Annotated in this window: 26 protein-coding genes; 13 read left to right on the top strand and 13 right to left on the bottom strand. The window is 57.0% G+C overall.

Annotation, left to right across the window (positions count from 1 at the left end; translation table 11 throughout):
- Positions 1-24: 24 nt before the first annotated feature.
- The 9 genes from LG371_RS10685 to LG371_RS10650 all read right to left on the bottom strand — a co-directional run bounded on the left by LG371_RS10685 (position 25) and on the right by LG371_RS10650 (position 4,934).
- Complete coding sequence (locus LG371_RS10685) at positions 25-426, bottom strand: hypothetical protein (protein ID WP_225748462.1); 402 nt, start codon at positions 424-426, stop codon at positions 25-27.
- Positions 427-441: 15 nt separating this feature from the next.
- The gene (locus LG371_RS12285) at positions 442-567 is read right to left on the bottom strand and encodes a hypothetical protein (protein WP_255593132.1); all 126 of its coding nucleotides are present in this window, start codon (positions 565-567) and stop codon (positions 442-444) included.
- A gap of 34 nt (positions 568-601) precedes the next feature.
- Positions 602-1,270: a YqiJ family protein gene (locus tag LG371_RS10680; RefSeq protein ID WP_225748461.1), complete on the bottom strand. Its 669-nt coding sequence runs from the start codon at positions 1,268-1,270 to the stop codon at positions 602-604.
- Between the two features lie 175 nt (positions 1,271-1,445).
- Positions 1,446-2,144, bottom strand: coding sequence for a GNAT family N-acetyltransferase (locus tag LG371_RS10675; protein WP_225748460.1), 699 nt, complete (start codon positions 2,142-2,144; stop codon positions 1,446-1,448).
- 109 nt (positions 2,145-2,253) lie between these two features.
- Positions 2,254-2,559 carry a hypothetical protein gene (locus tag LG371_RS10670; protein ID WP_225748459.1) on the bottom strand — a complete coding sequence of 102 codons (306 nt, stop codon included), beginning with the start codon at positions 2,557-2,559 and terminating at the stop codon, positions 2,254-2,256.
- 62 nt (positions 2,560-2,621) lie between these two features.
- The gene (locus LG371_RS10665) at positions 2,622-2,858 is read right to left on the bottom strand and encodes a hypothetical protein (protein ID WP_067591382.1); all 237 of its coding nucleotides are present in this window, start codon (positions 2,856-2,858) and stop codon (positions 2,622-2,624) included.
- 86 nt (positions 2,859-2,944) lie between these two features.
- Entirely contained in the window at positions 2,945-3,610 is a 666-nt protein-coding gene (locus LG371_RS10660) for a PspA/IM30 family protein (protein ID WP_225748458.1), read from the bottom strand.
- Between the two features lie 180 nt (positions 3,611-3,790).
- Complete coding sequence (locus LG371_RS10655; RefSeq protein WP_225748457.1) at positions 3,791-4,405, bottom strand: hypothetical protein; 615 nt, start codon at positions 4,403-4,405, stop codon at positions 3,791-3,793.
- A 28-nt stretch (positions 4,406-4,433) separates the two neighbouring features.
- The gene (locus tag LG371_RS10650; protein WP_067591372.1) at positions 4,434-4,934 is read right to left on the bottom strand and encodes a hypothetical protein; all 501 of its coding nucleotides are present in this window, start codon (positions 4,932-4,934) and stop codon (positions 4,434-4,436) included.
- 228 nt (positions 4,935-5,162) lie between these two features.
- Between LG371_RS10650 and LG371_RS10645 the strand changes: the two genes are divergently transcribed.
- The 5 genes from LG371_RS10645 to LG371_RS10625 all read left to right on the top strand — a co-directional run bounded on the left by LG371_RS10645 (position 5,163) and on the right by LG371_RS10625 (position 10,466).
- Positions 5,163-5,573, top strand: coding sequence for an RNA-binding S4 domain-containing protein (locus LG371_RS10645; RefSeq protein WP_225748456.1), 411 nt, complete (start codon positions 5,163-5,165; stop codon positions 5,571-5,573).
- 181 nt (positions 5,574-5,754) lie between these two features.
- Positions 5,755-6,507, top strand: coding sequence for an SIMPL domain-containing protein (locus LG371_RS10640; protein WP_067591369.1), 753 nt, complete (start codon positions 5,755-5,757; stop codon positions 6,505-6,507).
- 86 nt (positions 6,508-6,593) lie between these two features.
- Positions 6,594-7,454 (top strand): neutral zinc metallopeptidase, encoded by an 861-nt coding sequence (locus tag LG371_RS10635; RefSeq protein WP_225748455.1) that lies wholly within the window; start codon positions 6,594-6,596, stop codon positions 7,452-7,454.
- Positions 7,455-7,632: 178 nt separating this feature from the next.
- Positions 7,633-8,649, top strand: a complete 1,017-nt coding sequence (gene ilvE / locus LG371_RS10630) for a branched-chain-amino-acid transaminase (protein WP_225748454.1) — start codon at positions 7,633-7,635, stop codon at positions 8,647-8,649.
- 377 nt (positions 8,650-9,026) lie between these two features.
- Positions 9,027-10,466, top strand: coding sequence for a sodium:alanine symporter family protein (locus LG371_RS10625; protein ID WP_225748453.1), 1,440 nt, complete (start codon positions 9,027-9,029; stop codon positions 10,464-10,466).
- Positions 10,467-10,541: 75 nt separating this feature from the next.
- Here the strand turns inward: LG371_RS10625 and sstT are convergent, their stop codons facing one another.
- Together sstT and LG371_RS10615 are read right to left on the bottom strand one after the other, a co-directional pair.
- Complete coding sequence (gene sstT / locus LG371_RS10620; RefSeq protein ID WP_082890715.1) at positions 10,542-11,804, bottom strand: serine/threonine transporter SstT; 1,263 nt, start codon at positions 11,802-11,804, stop codon at positions 10,542-10,544.
- A 112-nt stretch (positions 11,805-11,916) separates the two neighbouring features.
- Positions 11,917-12,903 (bottom strand): putative transporter, encoded by a 987-nt coding sequence (locus tag LG371_RS10615; RefSeq protein WP_067591357.1) that lies wholly within the window; start codon positions 12,901-12,903, stop codon positions 11,917-11,919.
- Between the two features lie 298 nt (positions 12,904-13,201).
- Between LG371_RS10615 and LG371_RS10610 the strand changes: the two genes are divergently transcribed.
- The 5 genes from LG371_RS10610 (at position 13,202) to LG371_RS10590 (ending at position 16,110) form a co-directional block, all read left to right on the top strand.
- Positions 13,202-13,441 carry a hypothetical protein gene (locus tag LG371_RS10610; protein WP_067591354.1) on the top strand — a complete coding sequence of 80 codons (240 nt, stop codon included), beginning with the start codon at positions 13,202-13,204 and terminating at the stop codon, positions 13,439-13,441.
- Between the two features lie 151 nt (positions 13,442-13,592).
- Complete coding sequence (locus tag LG371_RS10605) at positions 13,593-14,087, top strand: pyridoxamine 5'-phosphate oxidase family protein (RefSeq protein ID WP_225748452.1); 495 nt, start codon at positions 13,593-13,595, stop codon at positions 14,085-14,087.
- Between the two features lie 82 nt (positions 14,088-14,169).
- The gene (locus LG371_RS10600; RefSeq protein ID WP_067591347.1) at positions 14,170-14,607 is read left to right on the top strand and encodes a TIGR01244 family sulfur transferase; all 438 of its coding nucleotides are present in this window, start codon (positions 14,170-14,172) and stop codon (positions 14,605-14,607) included.
- A gap of 118 nt (positions 14,608-14,725) precedes the next feature.
- Positions 14,726-15,145, top strand: a complete 420-nt coding sequence (locus tag LG371_RS10595) for an NfeD family protein (RefSeq protein WP_225748451.1) — start codon at positions 14,726-14,728, stop codon at positions 15,143-15,145.
- Complete coding sequence (locus LG371_RS10590) at positions 15,145-16,110, top strand: SPFH domain-containing protein (protein WP_225748450.1); 966 nt, start codon at positions 15,145-15,147, stop codon at positions 16,108-16,110. Before LG371_RS10595 ends, LG371_RS10590 begins: the two co-directional genes overlap by 1 nt.
- A gap of 381 nt (positions 16,111-16,491) precedes the next feature.
- Here LG371_RS10590 and LG371_RS10585 read toward each other — a convergent pair whose 3' ends face one another.
- Positions 16,492-18,054, bottom strand: coding sequence for a surface lipoprotein assembly modifier (locus LG371_RS10585; RefSeq protein ID WP_225748449.1), 1,563 nt, complete (start codon positions 18,052-18,054; stop codon positions 16,492-16,494).
- Between the two features lie 149 nt (positions 18,055-18,203).
- Between LG371_RS10585 and LG371_RS10580 the strand changes: the two genes are divergently transcribed.
- From LG371_RS10580 to LG371_RS10570, 3 genes are all read left to right on the top strand, one after another.
- Entirely contained in the window at positions 18,204-19,154 is a 951-nt protein-coding gene (locus tag LG371_RS10580; RefSeq protein ID WP_082890713.1) for a transferrin-binding protein-like solute binding protein, read from the top strand.
- Positions 19,155-19,194: 40 nt separating this feature from the next.
- Positions 19,195-21,648 carry a TonB-dependent hemoglobin/transferrin/lactoferrin family receptor gene (locus LG371_RS10575; RefSeq protein ID WP_067591332.1) on the top strand — a complete coding sequence of 818 codons (2,454 nt, stop codon included), beginning with the start codon at positions 19,195-19,197 and terminating at the stop codon, positions 21,646-21,648.
- A gap of 225 nt (positions 21,649-21,873) precedes the next feature.
- Positions 21,874-22,458 (top strand): biliverdin-producing heme oxygenase, encoded by a 585-nt coding sequence (locus LG371_RS10570; protein WP_067591329.1) that lies wholly within the window; start codon positions 21,874-21,876, stop codon positions 22,456-22,458.
- 396 nt (positions 22,459-22,854) lie between these two features.
- Here LG371_RS10570 and grpE read toward each other — a convergent pair whose 3' ends face one another.
- Entirely contained in the window at positions 22,855-23,421 is a 567-nt protein-coding gene (gene grpE, locus LG371_RS10565) for a nucleotide exchange factor GrpE (protein ID WP_225748448.1), read from the bottom strand.
- Positions 23,422-23,442 lie beyond the last annotated feature (21 nt).

Raw genomic sequence — 23,442 nt, 5'->3', positions numbered from 1 at the left:
GGCCAGCCTGCCGTATCCGCCAGCTTATGCCTCGGCGGCCGTGGCGCCGATATTGTGCCTGTCCCACCCCAGCACCAAGCCCTGCCAAAAGCTTCTGCCTCGGCGGCCGGTGAGCAGCGAGAGGCCGCCCGTGAACATTTCGTATTGCGTGGGAAGGCCGGCAAAAAAGCCCCGATACGCCCCTTCATGCCCGCCTTGATAGCGGATGCGCCCAAACGCGCCATACACCACCAGCCGCTCGCTATCGAGGTACAGCGATTTGCGCGTGGTCAGCGGGCACCACCAGCGCTCCGTGCGCCACAGCCAAAACAGGGCAAACAGCGCCGTGAGCGGCCAATATGCCGCATCCGGCAGCGGCAGCACGCTCCATTTCAGCAGTTGCAACCCGCCGCCCACCCAGCAAAACACGCCGAGCCACAAGGCCATCAATGGTTGCAGCAGCTAGCCGCGCAGCAGCGAATGGCGAAACAGCAGCCCCTCGCCCGCCACGCCCACGCCCTGCGGCGGCTTGTGGCGCAACGTCGCCAAGCGGGCAGCCAGATTTTGCCCAACAGCATAGTTATTCATGGTTTCCTCTTGATTTTTGTTTTTCAGGTAGCCTCTAATCCACCAAGCTCCCGCTCGGATTGGCAATCGCCTTAAACGTATTGCCCGCCAGCGACACCAGCAGCACCGCCTCGCCCTGTTTGAGCACGCCCTCGCCGTCGGGCTCGGCCATCACGTAGTGCTGCTGGCCGTAGCTGTCTTTCACGCGCACCTGCGCCGGGCTGCCCGGCCGCGCCTCGCCCAGCACCACCGTGCCCACACGCCCCACCAGGCTGGCCTGCGGCACGGCGGTGGTTTCGTCTTTCGGCATGATTTTGTATAAGCCGCCCGCCGTGAGCCGCACCAGGGGCAGCGAGAGGAACCAGGCCGCCAGCGCCGCCAGCCACCCATTCAGGTAGCCGCCAAACAGGCTGGCACACAAGGATTGCAGCACATAGCCCGAGAGCCCGAACACGGCGAGAAACACCACCAGCAGCATCATCAGCGGCACGCGCCCCACATACAGCCAATCCAAAAAGCGCACGAAAGCGCCCGCGCCTTCGATGCCGCCGTGCAGGTCGGTATCCAAATCGGCTTCGGTGAGGCTGTCGGGCAGCAGGTTGTCGAGCCAGTCGGTGAAGCCGCCGGCCAGCAGCGAGAGCAGCTCTAAGAGGCCGAGCATCAGCATCAGGGCGATGGCAATGCCGAAGATTTCGGTTTCGGGGGCGTTGATTAAGTTCCACATGGCGGGTCTTTCGCGGGTTGTCGGTTAATCGGGTGTTCAGCTTGGCGGAAACTTGCTTCTTTCGTTTTAACTGCATTGAAGCTTGCGCTTTCAGGTAGCCTCAAGGCGGGGGAAGGCTACCTGAAAACCGTATTGCCTCTTTAGCCAGCTTCTTAGAATGGATTTTCTAAAGAGTTCATTCCATCTCTTGCAAGGGCACGCGCTGCCGCCCCTGCGCATCGAAATTCTCCTCGGCCAGCCAGCGCTGCATTCGCCGCTTAATCTGCGGCCATTCCGAATCGAGCATGGCAAACCAGGCGGTATCGCGGTTGCGGCCTTTGTACACCACCGCCTGCCGAAACACGCCCTCGAAACGGAAACCCAAACGCTCGGCGGCGCGGCGCGAGGCTTGGTTCAGCGCGTCGCACTTCCATTCGTAGCGGCGGTAGCACAGGGTTTCAAACACATATTGCGACAGCAAAAATTGCGCCTCGGAGGCAATGCGGCTGCGCTTGAGCCGCTCGGAATAAATTACCCAGCCCACCTCAATCACGCGGTTGGCCGTATCCACACGCATCAGCGCCATGGTGCCGACTGCCCGGCCGTCGGCCTGGTCGATGATGGCGAAGTAATACGGGTCGGCGGATTGCTCCAGCTTGTGCAGCAGCGCGCCCAGCTCGGCGGCATCGGCCACGGGGTCGAGCGGTAGGTACGTCCAGTTCGGCAGCGGCGAATCGGGGCCGTACACGGCATACAAATCCGCACCGTGCCGTGCGGCGGAAAGTTTTTCCAAACGGCAGTAGCGGCCGGAGAGCACTTCGGCGGTGGGGCGTTCGCCGGGCGTGTAGCCGGGCAGGCTTTCGCCGATGGGTTGGTTAAATTCATTGATAGGCATGGTTTTTCTCCTTGTATTGAAGATGGATAAAGCTACCTGAAGCGCTAGCTTCAACGTAGTTAAAACGGCTGCAAAATTTTTCAGGTAGCCTCGTTCTCCCCGGCTCGGGCTACCTGAAAACAAAGGCATAAGCACAAAGAAACAGCCACAGCCCGAGCGCGGGCGGCAGGATTTTCGGCCACGATGGGCTGGGCTTGCCAAACAGGGTTTGGATAAACGACACCAGCGAATACACGGCGGCGAGGATGCTCCAGAAGATGGTGAACATGGCCACGCGCGCGATGCCGTAAGACATGCTGCCGCCGGCATTGGCCACGGCCGCCCACAGGGCGGAAATCAGCAGCCAGATGACGGCGAGCGTGCCGAGGTGTTTGAGTTTCTCCTGTGTGTTGAGCTGCTTGCTTGAAGGTTTCATCTTGTTTCCTTTGCGGTTTTTGGCTACCTGAAATTGTTGGCAAGAGCCAGCCCGGCCGATGGCTAACCGAATTTGGCATAAGCCAACGCGCCCACCAGCATGCTGATCAGCATCCAGATTATGAGTTTGGTTTGCCCCCAATCGTCTTCCTCGTCTGAGCCAGGAAAAAGAAAGCTGGGAAGGAAGAGCTCGGGGGTGAAGCAGGATTTCACGCTTTCGATAAATTCGCGCCCATCCTCAAACAGCAGGGTGTAAAGCAAGGCGGCGGTAACGAGGGCGGCGGCGAGGGCGAAAATCATGGTTGGCTCCTTGGGCTAGGGCTTGGTTTTGCCGGAATTTTCAGGTAGCCCTATCTGCCTGCTTGAGGCTACCTGAAATTGGCCGCTCACTCTTTGCTGTTGGCTTTCAGCGCGGCCAGGCGTTCGGCGATGCGGTTGCTGCGGCTGAGGTCTTCCAGCTCTTTCAGCTTGGCCAGCTGGGCGGCGTCGGTGCTGCCGTGGATGGCGTTTTGCCGGCCCATGATGCGGTCGAAGGCGTTACCGCTTTTTTCGGCACTGCGGGCAATGCGGCTCATGTCGCCGCCGCTGCGGCCTGCGCTGCCGGCGTTTTGCTGGGCGGCGCGCCAATCTTGCAGCTGCTGCTGCATTTCGCGTTTTTTCGCTTGCAGGGCGGCGATGAAGCCTTCGAGCTCTTTTTCCTGCGCAGCACAGTCGGCAATGGTGTTTTCCAACACAGGCAGGCGGGCTTCGATATCCATCTGCTCGGCAATGCCGGCTTCGGCCAGGTCGTCGCGCCCGGCGGCCACGGCGGCTTGCAGGTTGGCGTCGATGGCTTCGTGGCGGTTGCTCTCGTCGGCCATTTTCTTGGAGGCGAGGTGTTTCTGCGCCAGCACTTTGCCCAGCTCGGCGCGCACTTCGTCTACGGCGCGCTCGATTTCGCGGATGCTTTCATTCATCACGGATTCGGGCGCGAGGTTTTCCGCTGCGTCAATCAGGGCATGGAAGCCGCCGCTCACCAAACGGCCCACTCTGCGGGATAGGGTTTCGCTCATTTTGATTTTCCTTTCTGTTTTAAATACAAGCTGCAAAGCTTATCCAACACGGGGCAGCCAGTCATAACACTGCTCCCATAACAATGTTTCTTCTTCATTTTTCCTACCTTCCAGCAAGGCTTGTTCCAAAGCCCGTTTGAATGCAGCACGTGTATCGGGATGAGCAAACCAAGCTGAAAGTCAGTCGGCAAATTGTTCCCTGTCAGGACAATGTTCGGGCAGATAGCAGACTTTGTACCAATCCGGCTCGCTGCCTCCATACGGAATTTCCGAATACAAACCGACAAATTCGCGCACAGCCCCTGTTTTATCCGTCTGCTCCGTCCATAATGCCAACAGTTCGTCGATGACATCCAATCTGGCAAATTGAAACATATTCAGCCACGCGACCAAGCAGCCTTCGTAGCGGGGTGCGGTCAGTTGCGCGGCAAACCAAGCGGCGGCAAAGCGTTTCAGCCAATGAATTTCTTTATCAGTCCAGCATTCGGGCAAATCACAGCGCAATTTATCGAGCAGCGTTTCATCAAGCGGTCTGACATCTTCTCCATCAACCAAAGCCTGCAAAATACGTGGCAGGAAATGTTTCATATCTAAAGCCGTCGCAGCTTCATCCTCCAAAGGCACGCTGCCCAAATACGCCTGCAACATATCGGTCGGGACATCCCGCAACGGATAACGCAGCAGTTCTCGCTGAAAATCTTCAGGGGAACAACTGTTACAGGTACAGATATTTAGCGGAAATCGCACGCCATAAGGTGCAAATATTTCATATGCTTCTGCTATCCATTTTTCCATCTACTTGCCCCTGCCTTTCCAGGCGAGCTCAAACTTCGCCGGCCTGCTGCACGATTTTTGCCAGCTTCAACGTATTTTCAAGCTGTTGCAGCACGGTATCGTCGTAAGCCGCGCCTTTGCCGGTTACGGCGAGCTGCAAAATGCTGTCGCTGAGGCGCACGATTCGCCACATCAGCTCGCGTTCGTATTGCTTCAAATCGGCTTCCTGCGCATTGGCGGGCAGGTCGGCGGCGAGGGTGGCGCCGAGGTCGGGCAGCTGCTCAAACAGACGCGCCACAATGTGCGAATGGATGCCGAATTCTTTTTCGGCGTGCAGCACGTCGCGCTTGGCTACCTGAAAAAACTGCTCCTGCGCGGCCAGGGCGGCGCCGTAATCGTGGATTTGGCTGTGTGCCAGCCGCGCCTGCTTGAGCAGCTCGCGGATTTTCTCGGAGGGCGTATTCGCGCCTTCGATTTTAAGTTCAGCAATAAAATCTGCGTCTTCCTGCGATATTCGCACGCTGATGGGGATTCGGTTTATCGCGGCCATATGCAAACACCTCTCTTTGTATTCATTTGTATGCAAATATAGCGAAAAAGATTTAATGCTGCAATATTTTATTTGCCAATCAAGCATAAAATCAAAACAACACAATGATATTAAACCATAAATATTTTGCATACACGTGCATACGCGCAACACACCAACCCCGCTGCGCAGCATTAGCCGCCCGCCCCGCTTTGGTATAAAATAAATTTTTCCCACCGGAGGCAGAATATGGCAGGCAAACACACCCACGAAGAACACCACATGCGGCTCGACAAATGGCTGTGGGCCGCCCGTTTCTTCAAAACGCGCGGCCTGGCGCAGAAGCACATCGAGCTCGGGCGCGTGCAGGTGAACGGCGCCAAAGTGAAAAACAGCAAAAACATCGAGCCGGGCGACACCATCGACCTCACGCTCAACTCCCTGCCCTACAAAATCACCGTGCTTGCGCTCAACCACCAGCGCCGCCCCGCCCCCGAAGCCCGCGCCCTTTATGCCGAAGACAGCGCCACCGCCGCCAAACGCGAAGCGCAGAAAGCCCTCGACCAAGCCAGCCGCATCAGCGCCGCCTACCACGACGGCCGCCCCACCAAACGCGACCGCCGCGCGCTCGACAAAATCAAACGCGGCTGGCAGGAATAGCACAAAAGGCTACCTGAAAATGAGCGCAGCGAAGTTTCTGCGAAGCTAAAATGAGCGAAGCGAAGTTTCTGCGAAGCTAAAATGAGCGAAGCGAAGTTTCTGCGAAGCTAAAACCCAAGTCAAACCGTATTGCCGATTTTTCAGGTAGCCTTCCCCCTCCCTTCCAAGTTAAGGAAATATCATGCCCCAAGAAAAAACCCTCTCCGGCAGCGTCAAAGCCCTCGGCCTGCTGCTCGCCGTCGGCCTCGTGGCCGCCGCCTTCGTGCTCGGCACCCAGTTTAAAAACTTCCGCCAGCCCGGCACCATCACCGTGAAAGGCCTGGCCGAGCAAAACTTCCAATCCGACCGCGCCCGCTGGAACACCGCCGTGCGCGTGCACGGCAGCAGCTATCAGGAAGTGCTCGACCAGCTCAAACAGCAGCGGCCCAAGCTCCACCAATTCCTGCGCAGCCAAGGCTTCGACCCCGCCGAAATCCAAACCGACGCCCCCGAAATCAGCCCCGCCTTCCTAGTGGAACACGATGCCCACGGCAACGAAATCCGCACCCCCAACGGCTACGACGGCAAACAGCAGCTCACCGTGGCCACCAACAAGCTTGACCGCATCCAAAGCGCCCACCAAAACATCCTCACCCTGCGCGCCGGCAACGACGCCATCGACTTCGAAGCCCCGCAATACTTGCTCGGCAACCTCGAAACCATCAAACACAGCCTGATTAAGCAAGCCACCGAAGACGCCCGCCGCCGCGCCGACGAATTCGCCGCCACCGGCGGCGGCAAAGTCGGCGCCATGCGCTCCGCCTCGCAAGGCTCGTTCAACATCTACGCCGACAGCGGCAGCAGCGGCGACGACGAATACGGCGGCAGCTACGACAAAAGCACCGTCGGCAAACAAGTGCGCCTGGTCGTCACCATCGAATACGCCATCGAATAAACGCCGCCGCGCAACAGGCTACCTGAACTTTTTCAGGTAGCCTGTTATATAATCCGCCCCCACCACATCAACCCAAGGAACACCCAATGAAACTCGGCAACCAGCGCAGCAGCAGCAATATCGAAGACCGCCGCGGCTCCGGCGTCGGAGGCTACGGCGGAGGCGGCGGCAAAATGGGCATCGTCGGCCTGATTATCGTGCTCATCGGCGCGTATTACGGCGTCGATTTGAGCGGCCTGATGGGCAGCGGCCAAATGCCACAATTGCAGCAAGAGCAGCCAAGCCGCCCCGTGGCCGCCAGCGCCGAAGAAGAAGCGCTCGCCCGCTTCTCCGCCCAAATCCTCGCCACCACCGAAGACGCCTGGGGCAGCTACTTCCGCAGCCAAGGCCGGCAGTATGTGCAGCCCAAAATGGTGCTCTACCGCGGCAGCACCCCCACCGCCTGCGGCACCGGCCAGGCCGCCATGGGCCCCTTCTACTGCCCCGCCGACCAAAAAGTGTATCTCGACCTCTCTTTCTACGACGACATGAAAAACCAGCTCGGCGCAGCGGGTGACGCCGCCTTCGCCTACGTGATTGCCCACGAAGTCGGCCACCACGTGCAAAACCTCGACGGCACCATGGCCCGCGTCAACCGCGCCCGCGCCCGCCTAAACGAGCGCGATGCCAACCGCCTCTCCGTGCTGGTGGAGCTTCAGGCCGACTGCTTGGCCGGCGTGTGGGCCAACCGCGCGCAGGAGCGGCAATTGTTTGAAGAAGGCGATTTGGAAGAAGCCTTCAACGCCGCCGAAGCCGTGGGCGACGACCGCCTGCAACAGCGCAGCCGCGGCTATGCCGTGCCCGACAGCTTCACCCACGGCACTTCCGCCCAGCGCCTGCAATGGTTCCGCCGCGGCCTCAACAGTGGCGACCCCGCCCAGTGCAACACCTTCGCCGGCAATATTTAATTCCAAAATCGCGCCCCATTCCGGCAAACAGGCTACCTGAAAAACCCAAGGCAAGGCACAAGCGCCCTGCCAAGCCGTTTTCAGGTAGCCTTTTTTTGTTTTCTTGAGCAGAGGGCTTGTCAAACGCTTTGCTACAAGAGTATCTTTCGAGCTTTAGCACAAATCACAAGGAATTATCATGGCAAAAGCAGTTCCTGCCGTTTTCGGCAGCGTTTTCCACCGCGAGATGCCGGTGCTGGTTTACACTAATGGCGCATGGCAGCCGGTGCGCTGGCAATCTTCCGATTCGCTTGCCCTGCCGCCCGGCGCGCACAGCCTGCACTACGGCAGCGAATGTTTCGAAGGCCTCAAAGCCTTCCGCCAGCAAAACGGCCGCATCGTCATCTTCCGCCCGGAAGCCAACATCGCCCGCATGCAGCAGAGCGCCCGGCTGCTGGAGCTGCCCGTGCCCGACGCGCAGGCGTTTTTGTCGGCCATGCTGGAACTGGTGGCGCGCGCCGCAGACGAGGTGCCCGATGCTCCCGCCGCGCTCTATCTGCGCCCCACACTCATCGGCACCGACCCGGTAATCGGCAAGGCCGGCGTGGGCTCCTCTTCCGCCATGCTCTATATCCTCGCCTCGCCGGTGGGCGACTATTTCAAAGTAGGCTCGCCGATGAAGCTGTTGGTGGAAACCGAGCACATCCGATGCGCCCCGCACATGGGCCGCGTGAAATGCGGCGGCAACTACGCCTCCGCCCTGCAAACCGTGGTGCGCGCGCGGCAGCAATACGGCGCCAACCAAGTGCTGTTCTGCCCCGGCGGCGACGTGCAGGAAACCGGCGCTTCCAACTTCGCGCTGATTAAAGGCAACGAAATCATCACCAAGCCGCTCACCGAAGAATTCCTGCACGGCGTAACCCGCGACTCCGTGCTGCACGTGGCCAAAGATTTGGGCTACCAGGTGAGTGAGCGCAACTTCACCGTGGCCGAACTGCAAGAAGCGGTGGAAAACGGCGCCGAAGCCATCCTCACCGGCACCGCCGCCGTGGTATCGCCCGTAACCTCGCTGGTGATCGACGGCAAGGAAATCCTCGTGCAGAGCCAAGAGCGCGGTATGGCCATCCGCCAAGCCATCACCGACATCCAATACGGCCTCGCCGAAGACCGCTACGGCTGGCTGATTCCGGTGCCTGCCGCCGGGGAGGCGAAATAAAATCCCGCCTTCGCATTTTTTGTGTTAAATTAACCCAAGCTTACATCAAATTTTTCAGGTAGCCCGAAGCAGGCTACCTGAAAAACACAGTGGGGCAAAATAAACATACCCACGGCCGAGCGCCGCGCATATTTATTTTGCCCCGCTTTCATTTTCAGCAAAGCAGCGGCTGCGTGCAACAAGGCAACTGCTTAAGCTATCGGGGGAAATTTTTTCAGGTAGCCTTTACCATTCCCCCGCCCGCCGCAGTCGGCATGCATTTCCTCCCGGCTGTTTTCCTCCCAACCACCCTTCTTTTCACCCACGGCCAAGCGGCACACATCAAGGAAACGCTTCGGCCGCTAGTTTCCAACCCCCTATTTTGCGAGGTGCTAACTATGGAAAAAATACTCTCTAACCTGGTGGATAAAGTCAATTTCGTGTTGTGGGACTATCTGCTGATCTACGCCCTGCTCGGCATCGGCCTGTTTTTCACCCTATATTTGGGCGCGCCGCAAATCACCCGGCTCGGCGCCGCATTCAAATCCGTGTTCGGCGGGCTGTTTGCCAAAAAAGACCCGGCCGACAAAGACCATAAATCCCTGTCGCAGTTTCAGGCGCTGGCGGTGGCCGTGTCTGCCCAAATCGGCACGGGCAACGTGGCCGGCGTGGCCACGGCGATTACCGCCGGCGGGCCGGGCGCGATATTCTGGATGTGGTTTTCCGCCATTTTGGGCATGTCCACTATCTTCGCCGAAGCACTGCTGGCGCAGAAATACCGCGTGGTCAGCCACGGCAAATACATCGGCGGCCCGGCCTTCTACATCACGCACGGCCTCACGCCGAAAATCGGCCGCAGTGCGGCGCGCTTCCTCTCCGGCGGCTTCTCCATCGCGCTGATTATCGCGCTGGGCTTCATCGGCAATGCCACGCAGTCCAACTCCATCGCTTCAGCGGTTACCGTGGCGTTCAACGTGCCCGCGCTGGCGGTGGGCATCGGCTTGGCGGTGCTGGCCGGGCTGATTATCGTGGGCGGGGTAAACCGCATCGCTAATGTGGCGCAGTTTGTGGTGCCGTTTATGGCCATTATCTACATCATTTGCGCGATTGTGATTCTGTTCCAATTCTCCGGCCACATCGTGCCGATGTTTAACCATATTTTCGTGGCGGCTTTCCAGCCGGAAGCGGTGTTGGGCGGCGCGGCCGGCATCGGCATGCGCGAGGCGGTGCGCTTCGGCGTGGCGCGCGGCCTGTTTTCCAACGAGGCGGGCATGGGCTCCACGCCGCACGCGCACGCCACGGCGGATATGCAGCACCCCGTGCAGCAGGGCATGGCGGCGTTTGTGGGCGTGTTTATCGACACCGTGCTGGTGTGCACCGCCACCGCGCTGATTATCCTGCTCACCGATGCCAACATCACGGCGGCGGAGCAAGGGCTGAAAGGCGCAGCAGTAACGCAGCAGGCTTTTGTGATTGCCTTCGGCGGCTTCGGCGCGCAGCTCTTGGCGGTGTGCCTCACCTTTTTCGCCTTCACCACCATCATCGGCTGGTATTACTTCGGCGAATCGAACATCCGCTTCCTGTTCCGCGACCGCCATTTGGGCATCTACCGCGCGCTGGTGCTGCTGGCGATTGTGTTGGGCACGCTGGGCAAGGTGGACGTGGTGTGGAATCTTTCCGATATGTTCAACGGCTTCATGGTGATCCCGAACTTGATCGCCCTCTTCCTGCTGCGCAAGGAAATCCGCGCGGTATACGATGACTACCTGGCGCAGAAAAAAGCCGGCGGGGCGCTGTCGTACCGCTATGAATTCCACGAGTTTCACGATAAGCAGTAGGCAGGCGGCAAAGGCTACCTGAAAACAGGAAAACAGGAAAACAGTTTTCAGGTAGCCTTTTATTTGGCCGGATATTCAAGAAGATGATGTTTCCGCCGGCACCAGCTTATCCCGATTCCGATACGCCGGATCGACCGCGGCGGTGAACAGCACGTCGGTAGAAGAATTGATCAGCGTGCCGCACGGGTCTTGCACCACGCTGATAATCAGCCCGATGGTTACCATCTGCATCGCCACATCGTTATCGATATTAAACAGGCTGCACGCCATCGGCACCAGCGGCAGGGCGCCGCCCGGAATCCCGGAAGCCCCGCACGCGCCGATTACGGCAATCAGCACCAGCAAAAAAGCTGTGATGAAATCCACGTGGATGCCCAACGTGTGCACCGCCGCCAGTGTGAGGATGGTGATGGTGATGGATGCGCCCTCCATATTCATGGTGGCGCCCAAAGGGATGGTAACGGCATAGGTTTCCTCGTTCAAACCCAGCTTTTTGCACAAATTGAGGTTGACCGGAATATTGGCCACCGAGCTGCGGATCACAAAGGCAATCAGCCCGCTCTCCTTCAGGCAAATCCACACCAGCGGATAAGGATTCTTGCGGGTGGCGGCAAACACAATCAGCGGGTTCAGCACCAGCACCATAAACGCCATCGCGCCCACGATCGCTAGCAGCACATGCAGATACGCCGCCAGATTGTCCAAGCCCGTGCTGATGAAAGTATGCAGCGTTAAACCGAAAATGCCCACCGGCGCCAGGCGGATAATCCAATACATCACCTTGTTTACCGCATCGGAAATGTTTTTCAGGAAATTCCGGGTCGGCTCGTCAGACAAGCGCAAAGCCAAGCCCAGCACCACCGCCCAAGCCAAAATGCCGATGTAGTTGGCTTCCGCCAGCGCCTGCGCCGGATTGCTTACCACCTTGAGCAGCAGGTTTTGCAGCACCTCGCCGAAGTCGTTCGGAATCGGCTTATCCGCCGCATTCACCCCGCTCAGCGGCACATAAGACGGAAACATAAAGCTCACCGCCACCGCCAGCAGCGCCGCCGCAGCCATCCCCACCACATACAGCACAATCACCGGCCGGATATTGGAATTCATCCCTTTGCGGTGCTGCGCAATCGCCGACACCACCAGCGTAAACACCAGCAGCGGCGCAATCGCCTTGAGCGCACCCACAAACAGCGAGCCTAGAAAATTGCCTGCCGCCGCCACCGGGCCGCCACCGCCGGTAAAGCGCACCAGCAAGCCCAGTGCAATCGCGCCGGCAAAGGCAAAGGTAATCTGCGAAGCCAAGCCCCATTTTGGCAGCAGGCGGTTGAATCTATTCGGCATCTTTCTCTCCTTCAATATCGGTTTGGTGGTTTGCCCACATTCCCGGCTTATGATAGAAGAAGAAAAAAGCCTCCAGAAATACTTTTTATTAATGTCGATATAATCAAAAATTCTATTCGGCGCGCGGCCTGCCCACAATATTGTGCTCAAACGCCTTCAGCCGCTTGTAAATCGACATCAGCTCCACAATCGTCGGCCACGAGCGCACCAAAAACTGAAACGCCTCCAACACCTGCCCGAATGCCCGCACAATCTGCTGCATCACCCCCAGCGCCACCGTGCCCGCCACCAGCGCCGGCCCCATCGCCAGATAAGGCAGCACCACCGAAAACTGCAAATAAGAATAACGCGCCACATCAAAATAAAGATAATGCCAATACAGGCGGAAATAATTGCGCCGCACATTCTGAAACAGCGCAGCCAGCATAAATTCATCCGCCCGCGCCGCATCGTCTTCACCCAACACCAATTCCTTGCGGTAGGCCGCCTCCACCTTCTGATTATCAAACTCCAGCCCCGGCAGCTTGCAGCCCACCGCCACCAGCGCCACCGTGCCCAGCAGCGACGCCAAAATCGCCACATACACCAGTGAATGGTCCACATGCCCCACCAACGGCAACTCCGTAATCGGCTCGCTCAGCTTCCACAAAATCGGCAAAAACGCCACCAGCGTCAGCACCGCCCGCAGCCCGCTCTCGCCCAGCGACTCCATAATTGTGGCAAAACGCATCGTATCCTCCTGAATACGCTGCGAAGCCCCCTCGATATCCCGTAACAGCGGCCAATGGCGCATATAATGCTCCGTCATCGCCGTGCGCCAGCGGAACACATAATGCTTGTTGATGAAACTGCCCACCACCACCACCAAAATATACACGCCCGCAATCCGCGCAAAAGTAAACACCTGCCGGTTAAACTCCTCCAAGCTCACCGAGCCCGGCTTTTCCAACATCTTCTGCACCGAATCGTAAAACGTGCCAAACCAATCGTTAATCTGCACATTCAGCTGCACCCGATACCAAGTGGCCGCCAAAATCAGCAGCGTGCCCGCCACCGACCAACGCAGCCAGCGGCGGCTGATAAAGAAACTGCGGAACATCGCCCGCCTCCCTGTAAACCTGTAAACCTGTAAACAAGAAAAGCCGCGATTATATCGCCGTTTGCATGCCCATGAAGCAGATTTGGCAGCTCCGCAACCCGGCTTCAGCCGCGCCCCAATAATAGTGGATTCAATTTAAACTGCTACGGCGTTGGCTCGCCTTGCCGTACTATCTGTACTGTCTGCGGCTCGCCGCCTTGTCCCGATTTAAATTGAATCCACTATATCCTCCTATGCAGCCATCCCGATTTTCAGGTAGCCTTCCGCCCGCCACCCCAACTCCCGGAAACTTCCCACCATGCCCCAAACCATCCGCACCCGCCAAGATTTCCTCGCCTTCCTCGCCGAGTTTGCCGCACCCGAACACAGCCAATCCCTCCCCAACGCCGCCCTGCCCGACTTCCTCCAAGCCAATGCACGGATAACAGACATGGAAGCCTACTACCGCAACACCAATCAAACCCAGCCCTTCAGCGAAACCAGCCTCAGCTGGCAAGCCCTCGCCGACATCCTGCAAGCCGCCGCCGTATATGAATAAACCCTGACCCAAGCCAAGCCTGCCGCCCCAAAATTTGGTATGATTCACCCGTCGGCCAAGGCTACCTGAAAACCGGTTTGCAAAGCCAACCTTCATTTTTCAGGTAACCTCAAGCCGCCGGTTTTGAGAACAGTAAATATTGGAGAAAATCATGTTCAGAGAAATGAAACACAAAAACCAGCAACTATCGCAAGAAGAAGCCGTTGCCATATTGCAGCGCGGCAAATCAGGCGTACTCGCCCTGCACGGCGACAACGGCTACCCCTACGCCGTGCCCATCAGCTACGTGTACCACAACGGCAAAATCATCCTGCACGGCGCGCCCGAAGGCCACAAACACGAGCTCCTCGCCCGCGATAACCACGTCTCCTTCTGCGTGGTCGACCTCAACGACATCATCTCCCCCGAATTCACCACCTATTTCCGCAGCGCCATCGTGTTCGGCACCGTGCGCACCGTTACCGACCCCGCCGAAAAACAAGAAGCCCTCGAAGCCGTGGGCCACAAATACTCCCCCGGCCAGCCCGGCCTGCTCAGCTATATCGGCAAACATTTCGACTATGTGAAAGTGATAAACCTCGAAATCGACCACCTCACCGCCAAAGAATCCATCGAGCTGGTAAACGCCAAACAAGCGCAGCAATAACCGCAACCCACCGAGCCGGGCCGCCCAGCCGCCCCGCTCGGCCAAACCATGCCGAAACCATCCCCAGCAATTAAGGAAAATCATGCCACAATCCCCCTTTCCCCAGCTTGCCGACGGCCTACTCGTCTCCCCGCAGATCAGCCGCCAAGACATCCTAGCCGCCGCAGCCGCCGGCATCCAAACCATCATCTGCAACCGCCCCGACGGCGAAGAGCCCGGCCAGCCCAGCTTCGAGCAAATCCGCCATTGGGCGGCCGAAGCCGGCATCCGCCATGTAATCCACCAGCCCATGCTCATGCCGCAAATCGACACCGCCGCCGCACGAACCTTCGCCGAGCACCTAGCCAGCCATCCCGCCCCCGCGCTCGCCTACTGCCGCAGCGGCACCCGCAGCAGCCTGCTCTGGGCAATGGGCCAAGCCGCACGCGGCGCCACCCCGCAGCAGCTCGTGCAAACCGCCGCAGCCGCCGGCATAGACCTCACCGCCGCCCTGCCGCGCCTGCTCGAAGCCCAACCCTAAACACCGCTTGGCGCAATACCAATTTTTCAGGTAGCCTCATCCGCCGCCCAAAGGCTACCTGAAAAACGGAACAAGTTTCCGCCAAGCCACCCCGCCCACACCAAAGAAAGGAGCCGACATGCCCTACTGGTATTGGTTTATCGCCGCAGCCGCCCTGCTGATTGCCGAAATGTTCAGCGGCACGTTTTACCTGCTGGTTGTGGCCATCGCGCTGGCCGGCGCCGGCGTGGCCGCCTGGCTGTTTGGCGCGGGCGGCGGCGCGGCGCTGCTGGTGGCCGTGATTTTGTCTGCCGCCGGCATCGCCGCCGTGTACCGCTGGCGGCGCAACCACCGCACGGCTGCCGCAGAAGATGTAGACTTAGACATCGGCAACACCGTGCTGCTGCACCAGCCGCAATCCGGCAAGCTCTGGCTCGTGCAATACCGCGGCACCTATTGGCAGGCCGAAGCCGATTTCGCCGCCCAGGCCGGCCAAGCCGCCCGCATTGCCGGAAAATCCGGCAACATCCTGATTTTGCAACCCTTGGAGGAAAACTGATGGACTTTCTCACCCTGCCCCTTATCCTGTTTGCCGTAGTTGTCGTGTTCGGCTTCAAAGCCATCACCATCGTGCCGCAGCAGGAAGCCTATGTGGTCGAACGACTCGGCCGCTTCCACGCCGTGCTCAAGCCCGGCCTCAACTTCCTCATCCCTTTCCTCGACCGCGTGGCCTACAAACACCTGCTCAAAGAAATCCCGCTGGACGTGCCCAGCCAAGTGTGCATCACGCGCGACAACACCCAGCTCACCGTAGACGGCATCATCTATTTTCAGGTAACCGACGCCAAGCTCGCCTCCTACGGCTCCAGCAACTACATCACCGCCATCACCCAGCTGGCGCAAACCACCCTGCGCTCCGTGATCGGCCGCATGGAGCTGGATAAAACCTTCGAAGAGCGCGACGACATCAACCGCACCGTAGTCGCCTCGCTGGATGAAGCCGCCGTATCCTGGGGCGTGAAAGTGTTGCGCTACGAAATCAAAGACCTCGTGCCGCCGCAGGAAATCCTGCGCGCCATGCAGGCGCAAATCACCGCCGAGCGCGAAAAACGCGCCCGCATCGCCCAATCCGAAGGCTTGAAAATCGAGCAGATCAACCTGGCATCGGGCGAGCGCGAAGCCGAAATCAAAAAATCCGAAGGCGAAGCCCAAGCCGCCGTTAACGCCTCGCAGGGCGAAAAAGTGGCCCACATCAACCGTGCCCAAGGTGAAGCCGAAGCGCTGAAACTGGTGGCGCAAGCCAGCGCCGACGCCATCCGCATGGTGGCCGAAGCCATCCAGCAGCCCGGCGGCAGCGAGGCCGTAAACCTGAAAGTGGCCGAGCAATATGTGGACGCCTTCGCCAAACTGGCCAAAGAAAGCAACACCCTGATTATGCCCGCCAACGTGGCCGACATCGGCAGCCTCGTTTCTGCCGGCATGAGCATTGTGAAAAGCCAGCAGGGCAAAGGGGCAGCTTCCTAAACCACTATTTTGCAAACAAGATAAAGGCTACCTGAAAATTTTCTCCATGCTGCGTTTTCAGGTAGCCTTAATTTATGCCGCCGCTATTTTAGCTTCGCAGAAACTCGCGTCGCTCGTTTTCAGGTAGCCTCATCTGTTTAAACCCGAAATCTTTGCAAACCATGGCCCAACCATCCGTAGGGGCGGATTTTATATCCGCCCCTGGCCGTAACCAAAACAAACGGCGGATATGAAATCCGCCGCTACGAGAAAATTCGATAAGCAGTTTGGGATAGCCATGGCGTAACCCAAACTAATCTTGCTCAGGCTACCTGAAAACCTTCGGCACTCCCCCAATCAGCGTTTCCGCCAAGCCCAAATTTTTCAGGTAGCCTCTCTCCATTAAAACTGTTTCTCCAATTCCAAAAACACCTGCTTGCTCTCCCGCCCTGCCCACACATGGCTGCTGCGGATGCGCTGCCAGGAAAAATTCAGCTTCGGCGTCAGCCCCAAGATGCGCCAGTTGCGGTGCCACACGGCGGCGGAATATTGCGTTTCGCGGTCGCGCCGCCGCTCGGGGATAAAGCCGCGCACCGGGTCGATATTGATGGTGCTGCCGCGGAAACGCCGCTCGCCCAGCGCCACATTCAGCCGCGAGGACAAGCCGCCCAGCGCGTCCCAATCGTGAATCCAGCCCGCGTTAATGCCGTAGCGGCGGTAGGCCGCGTCGTTCGGGCGCGTGCCAGGCCGGCCGTTGCGCTCGGGCAAATCTCCTTTGTCGGGCAGCATTTGGTTGAAATTCAGGCCGGCATACAGCGTGTTGCGCTGCGTGGCACGCCAAGCCAGCGATACGCTCTCGCCCAGATACCAGCCGTTGTAAACCTCCGCTTTTTCCTGCATACGGTAGCGCTGGCGGTAGGCATCCAGCGCGGTATGGAGCTGCCAGCGCGGCGTGAGCAGGCGGCTGTATTCCGTGCGCACGCCGCCAGCGTGCGCCCACATATGCATTTTCAGCGTGTGGTTGTTTTGCCGTTTGCGGCCTTCCCAATTATCCGTTCCGCTGAGCTGGAACTGGTAAAACGGCAACACCAGCAGCCGCTGCCGTGCATCTTGCCACAGCCAGCCCGCGCCCAAACGCCCATAAGCGTTGTCATAAGCCGATTTGTTGCTCCAATAATAATTGCTGCCGCTCACATCCAGCTGCACGCGCAGATTGTGATGCCCGCCCAGCGCCTGGTTTTTCGCCAAGCCCAAGCTATAAGCCACGCCCGCCGCGTTTTTCGGCTGCTCGCGGCTGCAACCGAAAGGGCTGCAATGCGGCGGCGGCGCATTGTTCACATTATCATCAAACGCCGGCGAAAGCCCGCCGCCCCACTGCCATTGCTGCTGCTTGCTGATATAGCTCAGATATTGCTGCACATTATTCTGCACCGCCTGCGGCACTTCCGGCTCGCGCTGCACCGCTTCAAACAGCCGCGCCGATTCGCGCCATTGCTTATCTTCCGTGAGCATCGCCGCCAAATCCAGGCGGATGCGCACATCCTGCGGCTGCTCCGCCGCCAGCTCGCGGTAGGTTTGCACCGCCTGCGCGTAGTTTCCCTGATATTTCGCCAGCATGCCCTGCGCGCGCCGCAGCAACACCGTGTCCGGATTGGGCGTTTGCGCATACAGCGCAGTCAGATCCGCCAGCAGTTCCGGCTGCGGGCGGCTGTTCAACACCTGCACCAGCATATTCGCCAAAAGCTGCGGCTGTTGCAGCAAATCCTGCTGCGTAACCACCCTCGGCTGCCGCTGCGCCGCCTCCGCCGCAGGCGGCTTTTCCCCGCCCTGCTCCAGCTGCCGCAGCCATTGCTGCTGCCCGGATTGTAAAAAACGGCTTTGATCTTGTTCAGGTGTGTCAGCACGGCTATGTTGCGCCGCGCATACCGCCGCCAAAGCCGCCATTGCAATGATTTTTCTCTGCATATCTCAACTAATTATTTGAAAACGTATTATTTGGCATTCCCGCAGCCCCTGCCGGGCGGCAAAGCCTTCCCCGCACAAAGTGATTCCCTTATTTGCGGAAATGATATATATTACCATTACTTTTCAACAAAAACAGGTTTAACTTAACCATGAAACGCTTGATTTTATCTTTGTCTGCGGCCGCCGTGTTGGCCGGATGTGCCGGCAACGGCGGCGTTGCCATCCCCGACGGTACCGCCCCTGTTCCACCCTTGACGCCAATAGATCAAAACAAAATCTCGGGAGCTTCCCCTAGCGCAGATATACCAACTACATTCCAAACAGGTAACGGCGAGTTGCGGCGTGTGCGATTTGCTGGTTCATACTCAGATCAATTCATTTATCAAGCACCAGATGGTAAAAGTTATGCATTTGACCGTTTTACCAATCCCCCAGATTTTTCTGCCCCTTCTATCCCTGACAAAACACAGCCAACCAAAATTACTCCCCAAGCAACTGCGAATGGTAGTAAATTATTAGTTTGTTGTGAAAATACCAATTCTAGCCTTCCTGCTGGTTATGTGCTTAGTATGCGTTACGGCGTATGGATTGGTTCTGATGGACAAATAGATATGTTCGCAGGGGGCATACCAGCACCAGTAGAAGATATGCAAAAACGTAGTGGTTCAACTGTTCCTACAGGTAAGGCAACTTATGAAGTATGGGCTTTCCGAGTTAAAGAGGGAAACGTTGTAACTTCTTCTTATAATACTAGCCGAGATAATGGTGTCCGTTCATTGCTCACAGTAAATTTCAATACTGGGAAAGTTGGTGGCACTATCAAAGGTAATACGGATTTTGGTGCAGATATAAATTTTGATGACGTTCGTGTCAATGGTAATACTTTTAGCGGTAATGCTACTTCCAATGGCATCAATGGCCAAGTGGATGGTGGCTTTTATGGTAAAAGTGATTGGTATGATCCTGCTGGTACTGAAATTGGTGGGAAAATTACCTTTGGCAATAGACCTGATCTTAATAGCGTGTTTGGAGGAACTACTAGGGATGACCGACGTGACCAAGACACCACTTCAACTGATCTAAATCCCATTAATCCATAACCTAAAGTAGTCAAATCTAGTCATTTGGTATGAAGCAAACATGAAAACACATATTCATCATAAACCGAGCATTTTGTTCTTGGCATTATGCGGCATTTTCTCCGCCCCCGCTTGGGCAGCAAGCGAAACCGGCAGCGCCGGCGGCGATACCGTGTCCGGCCAGCTGGAAACCATCCAAATCCGCGGCCGGCGGCATGCCCCGCGCCAGCTCGGGCGCGAGCGCGTCCGCCGCGAACAGTTGGATAAGGAAATGGTGCAGGACATCCGCGATATGGTGCGCTACGACCCCGGCATCAGCGTGGCCGAAGGCGGCCGCGCCGGCTCCAACGGCTTCAGCATCCGCGGCGTGGATAAAGACCGCGTGGCGATTGTGGTGGACGGCCTCGACCAAGGCGAAAGCCGCTCCTCTTCTGCTTTCCAAGATTTATTTGGTGCATACGGCAACTTCAACGCCAACCGCAACGCCGCGGAAATGGAGCACATGAGCGAAGTGACCATCAGCAAAGGCGCCGATTCGATTACCGCCGGCAGCGGCGCCTTGGGCGGCGCGGTGATTTACCGCACCAAATCGCCGCGCGATTATGTGGACGAGGAAAAACCCTACTATGTCGGCATGAAAACCGGCTATTTGAGCCGCTCCGAACAATGGCTGGCCAGCATTACCGCCGCTGGTCGTTTGGGTGGGTTCGATGCCCTAGTGGTGGGTACGGTACGTAATGGACATGAAACTAAAAATCATCGTCCAGGTAAGGATTTAAATCTGAGATTTAATGATGATCATAGCTATGGGAACACTTCCTATAGCGGTGTAACTCGTGGTGTACCCGATCCACAAAATACTGAAGATCATGCTGAACTTTTTCGTCTTGGCTACCACTTCAATAGCAATAATTATTTAAGTGGGATTTACGAAGCTACTCGCCAAGACAGAGAAACCGATGAATTATCAAACCTCTTTGACACTTGGGGGACTCCTAAAACCAGTTATCGATATCGCCATGATGTTGCCTACCGTAGGAGAGTAGGTTTAGAGTATGAAAATTTGCTGGAATGGGGGCCGTGGAATAAACTGACTATCAATCTAGACCGCCAAAAAATCAGCATGACTACTATGTCATGGGATATTCCAAATGCTGACTATATTCGCCGATATGGGTTTATTGCCCAAAACTATTTTATTCGCCGTAGTCTGAATTATGAGACAAACCAATTTAAAATTGCCGCAGACAAGCATTTTGATTTAAGTTCAAATACTACTTGGGATATCGCATATGGTATAGGTGGTTCACGTAAGCGCAATACAAACAGTAACACACAATATTGGAGTTTCGTTTTTTATCCAGATCGATTAGCTTCCAATAATGATCATAAAGAATTCCTAGTCAGCACCCAATCCACTAGCTACAACGTGTATTGGAACAATACTCTGCGCTTCAGCGAACGCTTCAAGCTGAATTTGGGCGTGCGCTACGACCGCACCAAAATGCACACGCTCGACACCGACAGCTTCAACCCCGACGTGAGAGGCCAGCTCGAAGCCAAAGGTCTTTGGAACCAGCAGGCACGTTTCAGCTCGCCCAGCTATGTGGCCGCGCTGGATTGGAACATTTCCCCGGCTGTTACCCTGCAAGGCAAATACAGCACCGGCTTCCGTGCCCCCACTACTGATGAAATGTGGTTCTATTTCCCAAATACTCAATTCTATGTTGACCCGAATCCAACCTTGAAAGCTGAACGAGCTAAGAATTTTGAATTGGGCATCGACTTACATGGCAACTGGGGTAATGTTCGTTTATCAGGTTACCGCACACGTTACCGTGATTTTATTGATTTTGTTAACAGGGGCTACAAAGAAGTTCAACTTTGGAATTACCGAACAAAATCATTATCTTCACCTGAGTACGCCAATGTTTATCAAAACGTAAACCGCTCCCGCGCCGACATCAAAGGCTTGGAGCTGAAAGCCCGCTGGAATCTCGACAGCATCGGGCTGCCCGCAGGCAGCTACACCACCCTGGCCGCCAACTATACCAAAGGCGAGGCCGACGGCCACATCCCGATTAATGCCATCCATCCTTTCAACGGTGTTATCGGTATTGGTTACCAGCATCCAGATAATCGTTGGGGGCTTGATATGAACGTCAGCTACTTTGCCCGCAAAAATCCTAGCGATACTGTTGCCTCCTATGAAAATACCAATCGACCTTTTCCATTTGCTAGGCATAGTCGTAATGTCTGGTTAGTAGATTTAACTGGTAATTATCAATTCAGAAAACATCTAACCATTCGTGGTGGTATTTTTAATTTATTTAATAAACATTATTATTCTTGGGAAACTCTGCGCAGTATTCGCGAATTCGGTACTGTTAATCGTGTCAATAATTGTCCGGATTCAAATGGCAATCCCCAACACGACGGCTGTTCCCATGCTGGCATCGAACGCTTCAGCGCCCCCGGCCGCAACTTCAGCCTCATTATCGAAGCCAAGTTCTAGCCCGGGTTTGATTGCAAGCACATTTTCAGGTAGCCTGCCGCCCCACCGCAGGCTACCTGAAAGCATAAACTTCAACAAAGTTAAAACGATGTTTCGGCGAAGCCACGGCTGAGCTTCTGCGAAGCTAACATTTCCGCCAAACCGAAGCCTCTCATTTTTCAGGCAGCCTACCCGCCAGGCCGCCAACAACAGCAGCACAAACGTTCACACAAAAGGAACCCGATCATGTCCCAAACCCCGTTCAACCAATACCTCAAAGAAAACAGCCGCGCCACCCACGACAGCGTGGACGAGCTCGTGATGTCCGTCAAACCCTTCGACACCGCCGAAAACTACACCCGCTTCCTCCAGCTGCAAGCCGTGTTCCACAAAATCGTGGACGACATTTATAAAAACCCGCAGCTCAACGAGAAAATCCCCGGCCTCGCCCAGCTCGCCCGCTACGACGACGTATTGCTCGACCTGCAAGACCTCGGCGCCGCCGAAAAAGCCGTATCCCTGCCCATCCCGCAGCCGCAGGGTGCCGAAGCCATCGGCTGGCTCTACTGCGCCGAAGGCTCCAACGTGGGCGCCGCCTTCCTGTTTAAAGACGCGCAAAACAAGCTCGGCTACACCGCCGAACACGGCGCCCGCCACCTCGGCCCCCACGCCGACGGCCGCGGCAAACACTGGCGCAACTTCGCCGCCCGCCTCAACGAACTCGGCCTCACCCCCGCCGAACAAGAGCAAGCCCTGCAAGGCTCCCTTACCGCCTTCGCCTTCTACAAACAACTGCTGCGCGAAATCTTCGAGCTGCCCACCGCCGCATAAGTTTGCCCGCCCGCCAAGCCCGGCATAATCAAAGGCTACCTGAAAATATCGCTGCGCAAAAACCGCATGGCATTTTCAGGTAGCCTTTATTCGTGCCCGGCCTGCCAATTCTGCAAGGTTTGAACAATGCCCCGCCACACCGTAGGGGCGAATATAAAATCCGCTCCTGCGAAGGATATGGCGAATCAAATTGGCTTTCGATACGAGGCAGCGAGCCGCAGACAGTACAAGAGTACGGCAAGGCGAGCTAACGCCGTAGCGAAAGTTAAGTTGGTTCGCTATAGCAAACCATTGGGCATGCACCACCCAAGCAGCCCACAAAATTTTTCAGGTAGCCTCCGCACGCAACAGAGGCTACCTGAAATTTATGCCATTCCTACAAACTGCTTCTAAGCCTTAGGCCTCCGGCGCTTTGGCCACAGACACGGTGGCGGGGCGCAGCACGCGGTCGTGCAGGGTATAGCCTTTCTGCATCACGCTGACGATGGTGTTGGGCTCCTGCTCGCTTTCCACGGTTTGGAAGGCTTGGTGGCGGTGCGGATCGAGCTTTTCGCCGGGCTGGGGCAGGATTTCTTTGATTTGTGCCTGCTCGAAGGCGCGTTTTAGCTCGGTGAGGGTCATTTCCACGCCCATTTTGAGGGCGTCGAAGTTGCCGCTTTGGTCTTGCAGCGCCATTTCGAGGTAGTCTTTCACTTTGAGCAGCTCTTCGGCAAATTTCTTGGCAGCGAATTTGTGGGCAGACTGGATTTCTTCCTGATGGCGGCGTTGCAGGTTTTGCAGCTCGGCTTGGTGGTATTTGTTGATGTCGGCCAGCTCGGCTTCGAGCTCGGCGATGCGCTGTTTGAGCTGCTCGGGGGTGTCTTCGGGCTGAACTTGGGCATCGACCTGCTCGGGGGTTTCCACAGCGGCTTCGTGTTGCGGCTGTTCGGTTTCGGGGTGTTGGTGGTGATTGTGGTGGGACATGGTTTTCCTCGGCAATAGATA

It is taken from the genome of Eikenella sp. Marseille-P7795 (assembly GCF_916618725.1).
Lineage (GTDB): Bacteria > Pseudomonadota > Gammaproteobacteria > Burkholderiales > Neisseriaceae > Eikenella > Eikenella longinqua.
The sequence above is the reverse complement of the archived record's forward strand: the minus strand, read 5'-3'. Positions and strand labels throughout refer to the sequence as shown.